This window comes from Bacillus sp. YC2 (genome assembly GCF_019891195.1).
Taxonomy (GTDB): domain Bacteria; phylum Bacillota; class Bacilli; order Bacillales; family Bacillaceae; genus Bacillus.
In genome coordinates this window covers 119,225-134,373 of record NZ_JAHXDO010000007.1, presented here as the reverse complement: position 1 = coordinate 134,373, position 15,149 = coordinate 119,225, and the positions used below count along the sequence as shown (strand labels likewise).

18 protein-coding genes are annotated in these 15,149 nt (G+C 44.7%); 1 reads left to right on the top strand and 17 read right to left on the bottom strand.

From position 1 onward, the window contains the following. Positions 1-6: 6 nt before the first annotated feature. The 11 genes from menG to KY305_RS13055 form a co-directional block, all read right to left on the bottom strand. Entirely contained in the window at positions 7-708 is a 702-nt protein-coding gene (menG, locus tag KY305_RS13105) for a demethylmenaquinone methyltransferase (RefSeq protein ID WP_061527705.1), read from the bottom strand. A 5-nt stretch (positions 709-713) separates the two neighbouring features. Further along, positions 714-1,469: a heptaprenyl diphosphate synthase component 1 gene (gene hepS / locus KY305_RS13100; RefSeq protein WP_223062902.1), complete on the bottom strand. Its 756-nt coding sequence runs from the start codon at positions 1,467-1,469 to the stop codon at positions 714-716. 156 nt (positions 1,470-1,625) lie between these two features. Continuing rightward, the gene (gene mtrB, locus KY305_RS13095; RefSeq protein ID WP_223062901.1) at positions 1,626-1,853 is read right to left on the bottom strand and encodes a trp RNA-binding attenuation protein MtrB; all 228 of its coding nucleotides are present in this window, start codon (positions 1,851-1,853) and stop codon (positions 1,626-1,628) included. Positions 1,854-1,873: 20 nt separating this feature from the next. After that, positions 1,874-2,446 (bottom strand): GTP cyclohydrolase I FolE, encoded by a 573-nt coding sequence (folE, locus tag KY305_RS13090; RefSeq protein ID WP_223062900.1) that lies wholly within the window; start codon positions 2,444-2,446, stop codon positions 1,874-1,876. 187 nt (positions 2,447-2,633) lie between these two features. Then, a complete protein-coding gene (hbs, locus tag KY305_RS13085) occupies positions 2,634-2,912 on the bottom strand; it encodes a non-specific DNA-binding protein Hbs (RefSeq protein ID WP_003153447.1) in 279 nt (92 codons plus the stop codon). Between the two features lie 375 nt (positions 2,913-3,287). Beyond that, positions 3,288-4,766: a stage IV sporulation protein A gene (gene spoIVA / locus KY305_RS13080; protein ID WP_223062899.1), complete on the bottom strand. Its 1,479-nt coding sequence runs from the start codon at positions 4,764-4,766 to the stop codon at positions 3,288-3,290. Between the two features lie 185 nt (positions 4,767-4,951). Beyond that, a complete protein-coding gene (locus KY305_RS13075) occupies positions 4,952-5,683 on the bottom strand; it encodes a hypothetical protein (RefSeq protein WP_223062898.1) in 732 nt (243 codons plus the stop codon). Positions 5,684-5,703: 20 nt separating this feature from the next. Further along, positions 5,704-5,907 carry a DUF2768 domain-containing protein gene (locus KY305_RS13070; protein ID WP_061520940.1) on the bottom strand — a complete coding sequence of 68 codons (204 nt, stop codon included), beginning with the start codon at positions 5,905-5,907 and terminating at the stop codon, positions 5,704-5,706. A gap of 320 nt (positions 5,908-6,227) precedes the next feature. Further along, a complete protein-coding gene (locus KY305_RS13065) occupies positions 6,228-7,265 on the bottom strand; it encodes an NAD(P)H-dependent glycerol-3-phosphate dehydrogenase (RefSeq protein ID WP_214814325.1) in 1,038 nt (345 codons plus the stop codon). Positions 7,266-7,282: 17 nt separating this feature from the next. Then, on the bottom strand, positions 7,283-8,593 hold the full coding sequence (gene der, locus KY305_RS13060) for a ribosome biogenesis GTPase Der (RefSeq protein WP_214814343.1): 1,311 nt from the start codon (positions 8,591-8,593) through the stop codon (positions 7,283-7,285). A 190-nt stretch (positions 8,594-8,783) separates the two neighbouring features. Further along, positions 8,784-9,386: a YphA family membrane protein gene (locus KY305_RS13055; RefSeq protein WP_223062897.1), complete on the bottom strand. Its 603-nt coding sequence runs from the start codon at positions 9,384-9,386 to the stop codon at positions 8,784-8,786. Between the two features lie 76 nt (positions 9,387-9,462). Here KY305_RS13055 and KY305_RS13050 point away from each other — a divergent pair, with 76 nt between their 5' ends. Then, complete coding sequence (locus KY305_RS13050; RefSeq protein ID WP_214814347.1) at positions 9,463-9,594, top strand: YpzI family protein; 132 nt, start codon at positions 9,463-9,465, stop codon at positions 9,592-9,594. A gap of 32 nt (positions 9,595-9,626) precedes the next feature. Here the strand turns inward: KY305_RS13050 and fni are convergent, their stop codons facing one another. The 6 genes from fni to ypeB form a co-directional block, all read right to left on the bottom strand. Continuing rightward, the gene (gene fni / locus KY305_RS13045; protein WP_223062896.1) at positions 9,627-10,676 is read right to left on the bottom strand and encodes a type 2 isopentenyl-diphosphate Delta-isomerase; all 1,050 of its coding nucleotides are present in this window, start codon (positions 10,674-10,676) and stop codon (positions 9,627-9,629) included. Between the two features lie 14 nt (positions 10,677-10,690). After that, a complete protein-coding gene (gene rpsA / locus KY305_RS13040) occupies positions 10,691-11,839 on the bottom strand; it encodes a 30S ribosomal protein S1 (protein WP_223062895.1) in 1,149 nt (382 codons plus the stop codon). Between the two features lie 225 nt (positions 11,840-12,064). After that, entirely contained in the window at positions 12,065-12,739 is a 675-nt protein-coding gene (cmk, locus tag KY305_RS13035; protein ID WP_223062894.1) for a (d)CMP kinase, read from the bottom strand. A gap of 79 nt (positions 12,740-12,818) precedes the next feature. Next, positions 12,819-12,995, bottom strand: a complete 177-nt coding sequence (locus KY305_RS13030) for a YpfB family protein (protein WP_167348361.1) — start codon at positions 12,993-12,995, stop codon at positions 12,819-12,821. A 46-nt stretch (positions 12,996-13,041) separates the two neighbouring features. After that, positions 13,042-13,698, bottom strand: coding sequence for a flagellar brake protein (locus tag KY305_RS13025; RefSeq protein WP_223062893.1), 657 nt, complete (start codon positions 13,696-13,698; stop codon positions 13,042-13,044). A gap of 88 nt (positions 13,699-13,786) precedes the next feature. Beyond that, complete coding sequence (gene ypeB, locus KY305_RS13020; protein ID WP_223062892.1) at positions 13,787-15,136, bottom strand: germination protein YpeB; 1,350 nt, start codon at positions 15,134-15,136, stop codon at positions 13,787-13,789. Between the last annotated feature and the right edge of the window lie 13 nt (positions 15,137-15,149).

The following is a 15,149-nucleotide window of genomic DNA, read 5'->3' as shown; positions in this document are numbered from 1 at the left end:
TATTCATCATTTCCATCCGATATGTGTAGCAGCCACTCCGCCGGTAAACGGATGGTATTTAACATTCGTCAGGCCCGCCTCTTCAAACAGGCGCGCAAGCTCTTTCATACCGGGAAATTCTCTTGCCGATTCCTGAAGCCAAGAATATTCTTTGTAACTCTTCGCAAACATCTTTCCGAAAAAAGGCATAATGTACTTAAAGTACATAAAGTAAGCCTGTCTGAAGCCGAACATTTCCGGCTGGGATGTTTCCAGGCATACAACTTGCCCGCCCGGTTTGACCACGCGCCGCATTTCCTTCAGCACTGTCAGGTAATCGGGGACGTTCCGCAAGCCGAAACCGATGGTGACAAAATCAAATGAATCATCTTCGAAAGGGAGCTCCATCGCGTTTCCGTGCAGCAGCTCAATTTGGCTGAAACCGCCCTCTTTTACTTTTTTTTCGCCGATGCTCAGCATATTTTTACTGAAATCCAGTCCCTTTACTTCGCCGCTTTTCCCGGCCGCTTTCGCAAGGGCAATCGTCCAGTCAGCCGTTCCGCAGCAGACATCGAGCGCTTTGGCGCCTTCTTTCACATTCATGATCTGCATCGTTTTATCGCGCCATTTTTTGTGCTGCTGAAAACTGATGACAGAGTTCATTTGGTCATAGTTTTTATAAATTTTTTCAAATACGCCGTGTACCCGCTGTTCTTTTGACTCCTGCATGATGGTTACCCTTCTTCCACTTTCTGATGATAAGTTTTGTCTTGGCTGATTGTTTTAAGCCGGTTCAGCAATAGATTTTGAATAGGTGAATTGAGCGGCAGCAGCGTCTCAATGCTTTGCTTTGCTTTTGTAAAGCTTTCTTCCAGTATTTCAGCCTTTGTTTTCCCTGACTTTACAATATTGCCGATTACATCGAGAAATATAGCATTGCCGTTCATCAGCCGCTTATATACAAAAAAATCACTTGCCAGCCTTTTCCAGCGCGGAAGGTTGAAGTGGTCTGACACTCTGTGAAACAGCGCCGCTTCCACAATCGCCATGCTTCCGATCAATTGGTTCATGTCATTGACAGACCGATCGTACAGACGGATTTTATGCTCATTGATTTCTTTAATTGCCGTTGCGAGTGTCCGAATCATGTAGATATCCTTCATTTCAGATAAAAGCGAATAGTACAGTCCGCTGAAATAGTCACCGGCAAGCACGGTCAGCTGCCGATTTTTATTTTCATCTCGCTTTAACGCTCTGGCTGTTGTCACTTCATCGTGGGTATCAAGGGCGCTTTGGACAAGCATCGCAGTTACTATATAATTTTCTCTGTCGTTGTTCTTAATGTCCGCTTCTTCAAACAAAGCGTGAAAAAGAAGAAGTTTATCTTCATCGATTTTAGGCGCAGAAATATGTTTCGCTAAATAAGGATGAGACAGCTTTTGTTTTAATTTCATATTCAAATTTGCTAAAGTTCCGTAGATGTCTTGCAAAAATATCACCCTTGTCCCCAAATTCACATTTATTCTAATATGTATGAGATTTAATCGTCATTATTATACGCACGTACCATTATAGCATAAAAAAAAGAAATTGGCTGTATTCTCCCGCTGTTTGCGAGCATTCAGCAGCAGCGGGAAACAGCCAGCTTATTTTTTTTCGCTTTTCATTTCTCCGTAAGCGGTTTGGATGAGGGCGCTGCCTCTCACTTTAATGGCGGATGTGTGCTCGGTAAATTGAGCGATGATCACTTCACCTTTGTCCAGTTTTTCGGAATGGTGAAATTTCGTATCCGTACCTCTCGTTAAACCGATGACGTTCACGCCGTCCTCGACCGCTTTAATGACGACAAAATCATTTGAATGCTTTGAATTCATATCGGCACCCTCTATCATTATTAATCCGCACGTTTAATATGTTCTAAAACTTCCGAACGTGCTGCTGCGTCATCTTTAAAAATACCTCTCACAGCGGATGTAACTGTTTTTGCACCCGGCTTTCTTACGCCTCTCATCGTCATGCACATATGCTCAGCTTCCACGACAACCATGACGCCGTGCGGATCTAAGGTCTCTACAATGCTTTCTGCAATTGTTGAGGTAATGCGCTCTTGAAGCTGAGGGCGTTTTGAGACGGCTTCTACTGCGCGGGCCAATTTACTGAGGCCTGTCACCTTGCCGCCGCGCGGAATGTAGGCAATATGCGCTTTTCCGTAAAAAGGAACAAGATGATGTTCACACATAGAATGAAACGCGATATCTTTTACTAGAACAAGCTCCTCGTGATCCTCCCCGAAAACGGTTTGAAAATGTTCTTTCGGATCTTCATTCAATCCCGAGAATACTTCGGCATACATTTTTGCTACCCGCTTCGGCGTGTCTAAAAGCCCTTCCCGGTTCGGGTCTTCTCCAATCGCCTCTAAAATCTGGCGAACCGCCTGTTCAATCTGCTCTTTATTAACTTCTTTCATCTTCTGTGTCCTCCACCATTGAATACATTTAATTTCGATTCTAGCACATTTGCCGCGCCAAAAGCAAAACGAAAGCCCTGCTCGGTGACTGAGGCTTTTTAAATATGAAAAGCCCCTTAAAAAGGGGCTTTTCTGTGAAGAAATAAAGTGTATGTATGACTGATGCATACACGATCTATATTCACAATTATTTTCCTGCAACGGCGTCTTTAAGAGCCTTACCTGGTTTGAAAGCAGGTACCTTGCTTGCTGGAATTTCGATTTCTTCACCTGTTTGAGGGTTACGTCCTTTACGTGCAGAACGCTCGCGCACCTCAAAGTTACCAAAACCGATCAGTTGAATTTTATCACCGTTTTTAAGTGCATCTAAAATCGTATCAAAAACAGAATCAACTGCTTTTGTAGCGTCTTTTTTAGACAATTCGCTTGCTTCCGCAACCGCATTGATTAGTTCTGTCTTGTTCATGCCTTTCACCTCCTCCCAAAAGAATATCATTTCAGCAGTTTATTATCATTTCTTCACAGTTCAGCCTGATTCTAAACCTGTCTGATTAAAAAATCAAAGCAGGGAAGAACAGACAAGTAAACGGCTTTAACAAGAAAATAGACACCCTGAGGAATGTTTGTCCAGCAAAGTGAAGATTTTCTGTATGTAGATTAACACATATAAAAAGCCATATCAAGCATTTTAAAGCTCCAATCCCTTGCTCGTCAAGGTTTTCACGTGTTTTCCCGAACAAATATTCCTTTTTTTGCTTATTTCCTCCTAATCCTTGATTCATTTCCAGTATCTAAAAGGACATAAAAAAAGACCTCCCGTTTCAAGAAGAGGTCCTTCTGATTACAAAATGATGGCGATCAAGCCGCCTGATCCTTCGTTTATAATTCTTTCCAGCGTTTCTTTCAGCTTATATCTGGCATTCTCAGGCATAAGCGAGAGTTTTGCGGAAATGCCTTCTCTCACAATAGAGCTTAACGACCTTCCGAAAATATCGGAGTTCCAGATAGAAAGCGGATCATCTTCAAAGTCCTGCATTAAATAGCGGACAAGCTCTTCGCTTTGCTTTTCCGTGCCGATAATCGGCGCAAATTCACTCTCCACGTCCACCTTGATCATATGAATGGACGGGGCGACCGCTTTCAGCCTTACGCCGAATCTTGACCCTTGGCGGATGATTTCCGGTTCATCAAGGCTCATATCCGTTAAAGCCGGCGCGGCAATTCCGTACCCAGTCTGTTTAACCATTTTCAAAGCGTCTGATACTTGGTCATATTCCGTTTTCGCATGAGCAAAATCCTGCATCAATTCAAGCAAGTGGTCTTTTCCGCGAATTTCAACGCCCACTACCTCTTTTAAAATCTGGTCATATAAATGATCAGGAGCGTACAAATCGATTTCAGCGACACCCTGCCCCAGCTCAATCCCGGCTAAACCGGCGCTTTCAATAAATTCAAATTCGCTGAAGTGGCCGACAACCCGGTCTACATCACGCAGACGTTTGATATCCTTTACGGTTTCTTTCACTGATTCCTGATAGCTTTCCCTGAGCCAATGGTTTTCTTTGAGCACCATGACCCAGCTCGGCAGATTGACGTTCACTTCAAGCACAGGAAACTCATAAAGCGCTTCTCTGAGGACGCTTAAGACATCTGTTTCCCGCATGCTTTCAACACTCATAGCGAGTACCGGTATATCATATTTTCCGCTTAATTCCTGCCTGAGCGCTTCGGTTTCCGGATGGTACGGCTTCACAGAGTTGATCACCATAATAAACGGTTTGCCGACTTCCTTCAGCTCTTCAATGACTCTTTCTTCCGCCTCTACGTAATCACCCCGTACGATATCGCCGATCGAGCCGTCTGTCGTAATGACAACTCCGATTGTAGAGTGCTCTTGAATGACTTTTCTCGTCCCGATTTCCGCTGCTTCATGAAATGGAATCGGTTCTTCATACCAAGGTGTATTAATCATTCTCGGGCCGTTTTCATCTTCATATCCCTTTGCCCCCGGAACAGTGTATCCCACACAGTCCACCAGGCGGATGTTGACATCAAGTCCTTCCGCTACATGAACGGACATTGCCTGATTCGGAACAAATTTAGGTTCCGTGGTCATAATCGTTTTTCCTGCGGCGCTTTGCGGAAGCTCATCCTGCGCCCGCGCGCGGTCCGCTTCATTGCTGATATTCGGGAGCACCACAAGCTCCATAAATTTTTTAATGAAAGTAGATTTCCCTGTACGGACAGCGCCAACGACTCCTAAGTATATATCGCCCCCTGTTCGTTCAGCGATATCCTTGAAAATATCGACCTTTTCCAAGTGATCCCCTCCCGGACTTCCTATCCTTATCATTTTTATTTCACCATTCTTCAATCAAATACAGGACACTATATGTGTATGACGTTGTCCTATTTCAATATGACATCTTTAGAAAATTTTCAGGCAGTCTTTCTATTACAATCAGAAAAAACCTTTCTCCCTATTTGTATGCGCGGGAGAAAGGTTCATTCCTGTTTCGTTTTACTTTCTAAAAAAACGGGTTCCTGTTTTTCATTCACGGTGTATTTGACTGAAAAAGCCGGGACAAATGGGGTGTCCTTCCATAAGATATCCTGGATTTCCGTACCTGGTTTTACTGTTTTTTTGTTTTCTTTCAGACAGCGGGCGAGATCGACGCGATAGTCTGCATAGATATCCCCGTCCGCACCGATTAAAAGCGGCAGCGAAACGCCGGATACCGGGCTTCTGACTGAAGGAGACTCTTTGATGCCGAGCTTTGTTTTATCCAATGTGAACAGGCCCTTTGAGACGACGTCCTGATAGGGAGGGTATGTATGTTTTTCCTGATACATTTTGACACGAAGCTTCATTTCACGGATTTTTTCTGCCATTTGCAGGTCAATGAGCTTGACAGTCGGCTTGTTTTCCACGTCTACGAGCACGTATTGATACGTTCCTCCGCTTTCATAGGCCGAAGCAGGCGGCTCTTCCATGTATCTCGGCGCCAGCCGCTTAAAATCTATCGGATACTTTTGATAGATCGGTGTTTTCATATCTTTTGTCTGAATGGGCAGCAGGCCGCCGTTTGCCTTTTTAAATTCATTAACGGCCGCTTGAACCTGCTCAAGCTGATGTTTGTAAGACACTTGATTTTCAGTTTTTTTCGCTTCCGGGTATAAACAGCCTGATAGAAGAAGCACCGCGGCCGTTATCACGGCAATTTTCAATTTATGCATCCCGCTCCCCCTTTCCTGCTTTATTCATTGACAGGCCCGCTGAACACAACCATTAACACGATCAAGCCTGATATGAGCATACAGGCATAAGCGAGCGAAGAAACTGCGGCTTTTATAAACTTGTTTTTGCATTTATACCGGCTTACATAAATAGACGCAACCGCGACAAACATTAATCCCATAGCTCCAAGCGCAAACCACATTTTCATCAATGCTACACTCACGTTCGTGCCCCCCGATCATTCTTTTGTAAGCGTTATATTTTATTTTAATATACAAATGTTGAAAAGATCAACATGTTTTCCATCTATTGAAAAAAACAAAAAAACTGAAGCAAAGAGGGGGACTTTGCTTCAGTCAAGTTGACTATATTTACCTGCACGTCTAAGATACACTCTCTTGGACTTCGATGCTATAGTATGCGGGTGCGCATACGTATGCATCCTCTTCTGCCTAAATCAGCAAATGTTTTAAGCGATTTCAGCCGGAGAGTTCCGCGATTTGGACTTTCATCACTTCAGAATATGCAGGCCGCGTTTTATTGTCACTTCGCTTGGTTTTCAAATGTGTTGACCAAGTCCTCCATCTCATGGGTTTTTACTCTGGCCATCAAGGATTCGACGGCCGTTTCTACCTTTTGCCCATTAAATAACACTTGGTGAAGCGCTTCTGTAATCGGCATTTTCACTTGGTATTTTTGTGAAAGCTGATATGCCGCTTTTGTTGTCCGCACTCCTTCAACAACCATTCCCATCTTGTCGAGGACTTCTTCAAGCTTATACCCTTTGCCAAGCAGGTTGCCGGCGCGCCAGTTCCGGGAATGAACGCTTGTACACGTCACAATTAAATCGCCTACGCCGGTCAGCCCGGAAAAAGTAAGAGGATTACCTCCCATTTTTGTCCCAAGCCTTGCGATTTCGGCAAGCCCGCGTGTGATTAACGCCGCTTTCGCATTATCTCCGTAGCCCAATCCGTCTGTAATTCCGGCGGCCAGAGCAATGATATTTTTTAAGGCTCCCCCTATTTCAACACCGATCATATCCGGGTTCGTATAAACACGGAAATGCTGGTTCATAAACAAATCCTGAACAGCTTCTGCAGCCTCAATATTTTTAGAGGATGACGTGACGGTCGTCGGGTGTCTTAATCCGACTTCTTCAGCATGGCTCGGCCCGGAAAGCACAACGATGTCTTTTCTGTACTCCTCAGGCAGCTCCTCTTCCATTAATTCTGAAATGCGGAGAAGCGTGTCCGGCTCGATTCCCTTACTGACATGAACAAAAATCGAGTTTTTAGAAAGGTAAGGCAAAGCCTGCTTCAGCACTTCACGAATGGCTTTTGTCGGCACTGCGACAATAATGTACTCAGCACCTGTTAAGGCCTCGCTTAAATCAGCGGTGCCGATCACGGAACTGGAAAGCTCCACACCAGGCAGATAATCTTTGTTTTCATGCAGTTCATTGATTTGATTGATCAGTTCGGCACGGTGTCCCCACATCATGACTTGATGTCCGTTATCAGCCAGCACTAAAGAAAGTGCAGTGCCCCAGCTTCCCGCTCCAAGCATTGCCACTTTTTTCATCTCTGTATCACACCTTTTTATTTTCTCGCTCTTGCAAATATTTTGATTGGCGTCCCTTCAAAACCGAACGCATCTCTGATTCGGTTTTCTAAAAAGCGTTCATAAGAAAAATGCATCAGTTCCGGATCATTGACAAAAACAACGAAGCTCGGCGGCTTTACAGCAACCTGAGTCGCATAATAAATTTTCAGGCGCGAGCCGTTATGTGTCGGAGTCGGGTTCATGGCGACCGCATCCATAATTACGTCGTTTAACACGTTTGTCTGCACGCGAAGCGAGTGATTTTCACTTGCTTTAATAATCGCAGGCATCAGTGTATGAATCCGTTTTGTCGTCAATGCCGACATAAACAAGACCGGCGCATAATCGAGAAATTGAAAATGTTCCCGTATATTCTGCTCGAATTCTTTCATCGTGCGTTCATCTTTTTCCACGGCATCCCATTTGTTTACGACAATCACGACGGCTTTTCCCGCTTCATGGGCATAGCCGGCGATCCGTTTGTCCTGCTCAAGAATGCCTTCTTCAGCGTTCAGCACCACACCGACGACATCTGAGCGGTCAATCGCTTTTAACGCCCGAAGCACGCTGTATTTTTCAGTCGTTTCGTATACTTTACCCTTTTTTCTCATTCCTGCTGTATCAACGATCACAAAATCCTGCTGGTTATATGTGAACGCCGTATCCACAGCGTCTCTCGTTGTTCCCGCGACGTTACTGACGATGACACGCTCTTCGCCGAGCATCGCGTTCACTAGGGAAGATTTGCCGACATTCGGGCGGCCGATCAGGCAGAATTGCACGACATCATCACTGTATTTCGTTTCCGGAATGTTTTTAAAATGCTCGGCAGCCGCGTCAAGCAAGTCGCCTAAACCCAAGCCGTGTGTACCGGAAATCGGATAAGGCTCGCCAAAGCCGAGCGCGTAAAAATCATAAATGTTTGATCTCATTTCGGTATTATCTAATTTATTAACGGCTAATACGACCGGCTTTTTCGTCCGGTAAAGTATTTTCGCCACTTCTTCATCAGCCGCAGTCACACCTTCACGGCCGTTCACCATGAAGATAATCACATCAGCCTCGTCCATGGCGATTTCAGCCTGCTGACGGATTTGTGTCAGAAACGGCTCGTCTCCGATGTCGATTCCGCCTGTATCGATCAGGTTAAAATCATAATTCAGCCATTCCGCCGAGCTGTATATCCGGTCCCTCGTCACTCCGGGGGTATCTTCTACTATTGAAATTCTTTCACCCGCAATCCGGTTAAAGATTGTGGATTTTCCCACATTCGGTCTTCCGACAATGGCTACGACAGGTTTACCCATAGTACCCTTCCTTTCAATCCAGCCGCTTACATTTTCATAAAAATTGTTCAACCGGTTATTAAAATCATCTTCGCTATGAAAAGAACCCTTCAAACAGAAGGGCTTAACTCATTTATTATATCAGTTTTCACTGAGATCACAATGTATTCTTCAAAATGTTTCGCAATCATGTAACAGTCCCGGCTTGTTTTCATGACATTTTTGTAGCTCCTTTTCCCGTCTTTTTGCTTTTTGCGCCGACACGTGCCGCAAGCTGTTCATATGTGGTCAAGCCGACGAGTAAAATCGCTCCCGCGGAGCACCCGGAGAGCCATTGATAGTCTCCGACGGTTACGGTGCCTGCAATCTTATGAATGACCGTAGAATATAGAAGCTCCCCTTGGCACATACCGAGAACAAACAGACAGAGCCGCTCAGGAAACCGCGCCTCAACGGAAACCGTAATGACGGTCAGCAATATGACCGCCGCCCATTCAGGTTTTATGATAAACCAAACCGGATCATATAATGCAAACAGAAAAATAAATCCGTAAGCTGCCGCCGCCGTCAAATGTATCACTATATAACGGAGCTGTTTATGCATGCCTAAGCGCCCCGCATAGACAAATGCCGCTGCAAAAAACATCACATACGCCGCGTTCAGCGTAAAATAAACAGTAATATGATGTATGCTTGCCATTATATTAGTCAAAATAAAGACTGATACGTGAAAACGGCTTTTCGTTTTGGCAAAAATAAAAGTCGCAAGTATCCATAAAAACCACATAGACCAGTAATAATAAAACAGTTCCATAATCGCTCCTCCTCTGATCAGTATGGAGCGGGAATGCATTTTTTAAACCATATGATAACTGAAAGGAGCAATGACGATGGGAAAGGACAGACAGGAAAAAAAGCTGAAAGCCTCACGCAGAGTAGAATCAGACCGTGACCAGTCTATACATCATAAGGGGGCGACAAGCCTCGAGCAAAACGGGGAGTTCAGAAAAAGAAAATCATAAGCATACAAAAAGGCATGCGGACTGCATGCCTTTTAACGTCTGCTGAAACGGGACGTATCAATCCCTCTTTCTGAAAGCCAATGGTGGGTGTCACCTTTTATGACGAGCGGCGCCCGCTGCAATTCAGCAACAGACTGACAGCCGAGGACAGTCATAATCATTTTCAGCTCGTGCAATAACGCCGTGATCTCATTAAACAGGCCTTCTTCCCCGTTTGAGGTCAAAGCTTTTAAGAAATTGCCCGCCATTCCGGCAAAAGAAGCACCGAGAGCAATCGATTTCGCAACATCAAGCGCGCTTTGCAGCCCTCCGGATGCGATAATCGGATGATCGCTGCAAACCGAACGGATTTCCGCTAAACTTGCGGCAGTCGAAATCCCCCATGTATTAAAAAATTGAAGCTCCTTCTCTCGGCGCAGATTTTCAATCCTGGAGAAATTCGTTCCGCCGTAACCGCCGGCATCAACGGCTGACACTCCGATGTCAAACAGCTGCTGCGCCGACTCTTTGCTCATGCCGAATCCGACTTCTTTTACGAATATAGGAACACCCGCTTCACCTGCAATGCGCTCAATGCGGTCCAGAGCGCCCGTAAAGCTTCTGTCTCCCTCAGGCATGACGATCTCCTGTATGACATTCAAATGAATCTGCAGCGCATCCGCTTCAATCATGTCAACTGCTCTTTTTGCCTGTTCAGCGTCTGCTTCACTGCCTAAATTCGCAAAGATTAAGCCGTCCGGGTTTTCTTTTCTTACGATTTCATAAGAAAACCGCTCGGACGGGTCTTTCAAAGCAGACATTTGCGATCCGACTGCGAGCGGAATGTCTGCTTTGCGGGCGGCTCTTGCCAGTGATCGGTTAATCTCATATGTAAGCTGTCCGCCGCCGCCTGTCATAGCATTGATAAAAATCGGCGAACTGCTGGTAAGTCCGCCGATTTTCGTTGAAATATCCACTTTTTCCAATGCAAGGTTTGGCAGGCTGACATGAACAAACGTAATATCATCAAGCCCTGTTCCACGGTCTTGGCCGGTCGACAGCGCATGATTTATATGTTCTTTTTTTCGTTCTGCTCGTGTCACGTTTTATCACCAATTTATTTTAATTTATTAAGCTTGTCTCCGATTAAATCGCCAAGCTGGAAGCCTGTGCTCGGCTCTTCCTTCGCCTGGTATTGGCGGAAGTCCTCCTGATCAGCTTTTGGCGCTTCTTCAAGCTCACGCATGCTCAAGGAAATGCGTTCTTCGCTTTCGTTGACATCAAGCACCTTCACTTTTACAGTTTGTCCTTCTTCAAGCACTTCATGCGGCGTTCCGATATGTTTATTGGAAATTTGCGAAATGTGAACAAGGCCTTCAACGCCCGGAAGAATTTCAACAAACGCACCGAAGCTGACGAGGCGCTGCACTTTGCCTTCAAGCACATCTCCCTGTTTTACCTTTTCGCCGACTTGGCTCCACGGTCCCGGCAGCGTTTCTTTAATCGATAAAGAAATACGCTCATTATCACGGTCTACAGACAGCACTTTCACTTTTACTTCCTGGCCTTCTTCCACCACGTCAGACGGTTTTTCAACATGTGAGTGGGACAGCTGGGAAATGTGAACAAGGCCGTCGATTCCGCCGATATCAACAAATGCGCCGAAATCAGTCAGGCGCTGCACTTTTCCGTCAAGCACGCTTCCAACCTCAAGCGTTTGAAGAAAATCTTGTTTTTTGTTTGCTTGTTCTTTTTCCACTACAGCCCGGTGTGACAGAATCACCCGGTTTTTCTCGCGGTCAAGTTCAACGACGATAAGAGAGAGAGTTCTCCCTTTATAGTCAGTGAAATCCTCAACGAAATGAGCTTCGACAAGTGATGCAGGAATAAAGCCGCGAACGCCGATATCAACGACGAGACCGCCTTTCACCACATCTTTCACTTCAGCTTCAAACACTTCTTTTGTTTCGAATTTTTTCTCAAGGTCTTCCCAAGCGCGGTCAGCATCAACGGCACGTTTAGATAAAATCAAAGCATCGTCTTCCACTTTTGTTACTTTCAGGTCAAGCTCGTCGTCTGTTTTCACGACATCCGATGCTTTCTCTACATGAAGACTTGATAATTCACTGATTGGAATGATGCCGGACTGTTTGACATTGATAACCTCAACATCTACATGTTTGTCCTCAACCTTTGTCACAATCCCTTTTACTACATCTCCAACCTCTGGCACTTGAACATCAATTTGATTCATTTCCTCTGTCATTTGAATAACCTCCTTGGTCCAAACCTACACAGCTTAATTAAAACGGTTTGAAAGCTGAACATGTGACTGTCCGCTTTTAGCCGAATATGTATTAAAGAATCATTCAAAAAGAATTTGAATGTTCAATAAAAAGTTTTATTAGTATTAACTTCTAATAAAAGGACTGGTTTGTCAAGCAATAACATCTTGTCTGCGGAAAAAAATTTAAAATGAACGGCAGCAAGGTTAACGTGATTTCTGTTCGACGATTTCAAGAATTCTGGCTGCAACTTCAGCAATGCTGAGAGACGTCGTGTCAATTTCAATCGCGTCATCCGCTTTGCGCAGCGGCGAGACTTCCCGTTCTGAGTCAAGCTTGTCGCGTCTTGCAATTTCTTCTATCAGCGTCTCGTAATGAACGTCATAGCCTTTTTTCACATTTTCTTCATAACGGCGTTTCGCTCTTTCTTCTACAGAGGCTAAGAGGAAAATTTTCACTTCCGCATCAGGCAGCACGTGCGTTCCGATATCCCGGCCGTCCATGACAACGCCGCCCTTTTCTCCAAGCAGCTGCTGTCTTTTGACCATTTCTTCCCTGACGCCTTTATGCTTGGCGGCAATGGATACTTGGTTGCTGACTTCATCTTTTCTGATCTCTTCTGTCACATTTTCTCCGTTTACTAAAACGATTTGCCCTTCCGGAGCTGAAACAAGCTCTATCTCCGTCTGCTTCAGCAGCTCTGTAAGCGCCGCTTCATCAGTTAAATCTGTATTTTGTTTTAATGCCGTATATGTAATTGCACGATACATCGCGCCTGTGTCAATGTACACATATGATTTTTTTTCAGCCACTATTTTAGCAACGGTGCTTTTTCCGGCAGCTGCCGGGCCGTCAATTGCAATCGATAATTTCTTGTCCATAATCTCTCTCCTTGCTCTTTTCTCCTCTATGGATTGTATCACGAACTGCATAAAAAGGGCGAAAAAAATGAGATGATTTTTACCGTTTTACCGTTTCAATCCACTCTTTTTTCTCCATTTTATCTACTCCTTCATATTTCACCGCTTTTGAAATATAAGGTTCGATAGGCTGATAATGAAGCAGAAATTGTACTGCGGCCAGAATTAAGAGCTGGATGCATACTAATTTTACAAGCAGCCGTTCAAACGTTTTCATACACGCGCACCTCCATTATGATTAGTATGGAAAAGTGCGCCGCTGTTTATTCGGACAGCCTGCTTCTTCTGTTTTGAAGCTGCATGCGCATACAGTATTGGATCAGCAGCTGCTGTGAGCCGGGGTTAATCTCTGTGTATTCGAGTGTTATTTTCTGTTTATCAGCTTTTGAATCATAGAAGACCCGCTGAATGACTGCTTCTGCCGTAATATCGGCCGGCTTTTCCGGAAGAGGAAGACAGAAGGAGACATTCAGCTTTTCACCGGGCTCTGCAGAAACATGCTCAGGCAGCACAAGGGCCATTCCCCCTGCACTGATATTAGAGGAAACCGTTTGAAACGCGGCTTTTCCTGATTCGCTGCGAACAGACACATCCAATACAGCGTCCGCCCGCACAAATTGACGCCGTTGAATTCGTTTCATGTCCTCCTTGGAAGGGAAGTCCAGCCCAATCATCGGAATAGGATCTTTTCTCTTTCCTTTTACCGTGCTTTTAAATTGGTATGGGACTTGGCCGATGCCTGTAAATTCAACCGTAATTTCCAATCCTCTGTGCAAAAAGACCGTCCGTCCCGAGTCGAGATCGACAGGATACGAAATCAGCAGCTCTCCGTTTTCCACGCTGACCGCCTTGCTTTTTACTTTTTTCCACTCATTGTTTTCTATGTATTCAATCCATATATAATCTCCGACAGCAATCATGACCTTCACTCTTTCATTAGCTTTATGCTTTTATTAAAGCATGTAATGAAAAAAAGGAAAAGACTTTTAGTCCTTTCCTCCTTCGTTTTTATAGGTCTTTATATACAGGTTCTGCGCTTTTCAGCTTTTCTATTTTCTCTTCTTTCCCGTCGTCCGCATTGATAAACATTTGATACGTGTCATTCCCTATGGTGCCGAGGATTTCGTAGCACAGTACTTCCTGGCCGAGTTCATTAGTTATTAATGCGAGGCGCGTTTCTCTTACCTCGACATTCTTATTCAGCTTCGCTTTCGCTTCATCCGCCGATAAAGCCGGAGACGGAATGGTTCTCGTGCGGTGCGCCGCTAAATAATCCCTTGCGGAAAAGCCGACGACTTCACCATCATCCAGCGCAACCTTCATACGGATCGCTTCCGGATAGATACGGACATTTTTCTCAACAGGAATAAAGGTGAAAACACCGATATTATTATATTGCGCGCTTTCGTCAATTTCGAGGGCTTTCGTTTCATAACCGTTTTTCTTTAAAAATGCGATTGCCCGATTTGATGCTTCATTGAGGCTGATCTTTTGCTTTTTCACGGCCCGGTTTTGAATTAAATAAACCGGATGGCCGCCTTTTTGCGTAATATCCATATAGATCTTAGATGTATGATCCGCGTCGTTCATACGGATGCTGTATACATCCCGGTTCGTTTTTCTGCCGCTTTTGACCACTTTAATGGAATAATTATGATCAGGCGCAAACCGTTCCGCGATCTTTATCGCTTCTTTTTCGGTAATTTGTTTTCCCTGCAAATGGTTAAAACCCTTTTGCGCTGTTTTTGCGCTTGTAAATGTAGGGCCGAAATTGCCTTCCGAATAGGCGCTTACATTTTTCTCGACTGTTTTAAAGCTGTTGATAATAGTATTGTCACTCTGTTTTCTGTCAGATGCGAGCGCCATTTCAACATCCATCCACCGCAGATTTTTGCTCATCACGAGGTGCTGAACGCTGCGCAGTTCGTTTTGAATGTTCTCCGCCCGTTTATAAAGGCTGTTTAATGCCGTATACTCTTTTTTATCGAGCGGCTTTTGGTCTAAGTCTCTGACTGATGTTTTATAGCTGAAATCTCCTATATTGGATAAAAACTCCTCCGTCTTATTAAAAGGCATTAGAGTAAGCGGGAGCTGGCTCACATTGTTATGAGCCGCTGATGAAATCCGCCACACGTCAATCAGCGCCGGTGACAGAGATTTTTTGCTGTTCATGGCCAGCGTCGTCCCGATTTTATCGTGAAGCTGGTCAACATGATACGTTAATTCATGAAAAGCCCTCTGATAATTGTTTTCAGCATGCAAAAGGACGGCATCCTTTTCCTGATGCTCTTTATATCCCCAATAGCCGGTTGCGGCAATGGCGACTCCGAGAACAGCGATGATGATTCCTCTGATCATATTTAACACCTCT

Bases quoted from the DNA above. Each gene is read 5' to 3' on its own strand.
- menG (WP_061527705.1), bottom strand. From the start codon at position 708: ATGCAGGAGTCAAAAGAACAGCGGGTACACGGCGTATTTGAAAAAATT.
- mtrB (WP_223062901.1), bottom strand. From the start codon at position 1,853: ATGAATTCAAAGCATTCAAATGATTTTGTCGTCATTAAAGCGGTCGAG.
- folE (WP_223062900.1), bottom strand. From the start codon at position 2,446: ATGAAAGAAGTTAATAAAGAGCAGATTGAACAGGCGGTTCGCCAGATT.
- hbs (WP_003153447.1), bottom strand. From the start codon at position 2,912: ATGAACAAGACAGAACTAATCAATGCGGTTGCGGAAGCAAGCGAATTG.
- KY305_RS13075 (WP_223062898.1), bottom strand. From the start codon at position 5,683: ATGCATAAATTGAAAATTGCCGTGATAACGGCCGCGGTGCTTCTTCTA.
- KY305_RS13065 (WP_214814325.1), bottom strand. From the start codon at position 7,265: ATGAAAAAAGTGGCAATGCTTGGAGCGGGAAGCTGGGGCACTGCACTT.
- der (WP_214814343.1), bottom strand. From the start codon at position 8,593: ATGGGTAAACCTGTCGTAGCCATTGTCGGAAGACCGAATGTGGGAAAA.
- KY305_RS13055 (WP_223062897.1), bottom strand. From the start codon at position 9,386: ATGGAACTGTTTTATTATTACTGGTCTATGTGGTTTTTATGGATACTT.
- KY305_RS13050 (WP_214814347.1), top strand. From the start codon at position 9,463: ATGGGAAAGGACAGACAGGAAAAAAAGCTGAAAGCCTCACGCAGAGTA.
- rpsA (WP_223062895.1), bottom strand. From the start codon at position 11,839: ATGACAGAGGAAATGAATCAAATTGATGTTCAAGTGCCAGAGGTTGGA.
- cmk (WP_223062894.1), bottom strand. From the start codon at position 12,739: ATGGACAAGAAATTATCGATTGCAATTGACGGCCCGGCAGCTGCCGGA.
- KY305_RS13030 (WP_167348361.1), bottom strand. From the start codon at position 12,995: ATGAAAACGTTTGAACGGCTGCTTGTAAAATTAGTATGCATCCAGCTC.
- KY305_RS13025 (WP_223062893.1), bottom strand. From the start codon at position 13,698: ATGATTGCTGTCGGAGATTATATATGGATTGAATACATAGAAAACAAT.
- ypeB (WP_223062892.1), bottom strand. From the start codon at position 15,136: ATGATCAGAGGAATCATCATCGCTGTTCTCGGAGTCGCCATTGCCGCA.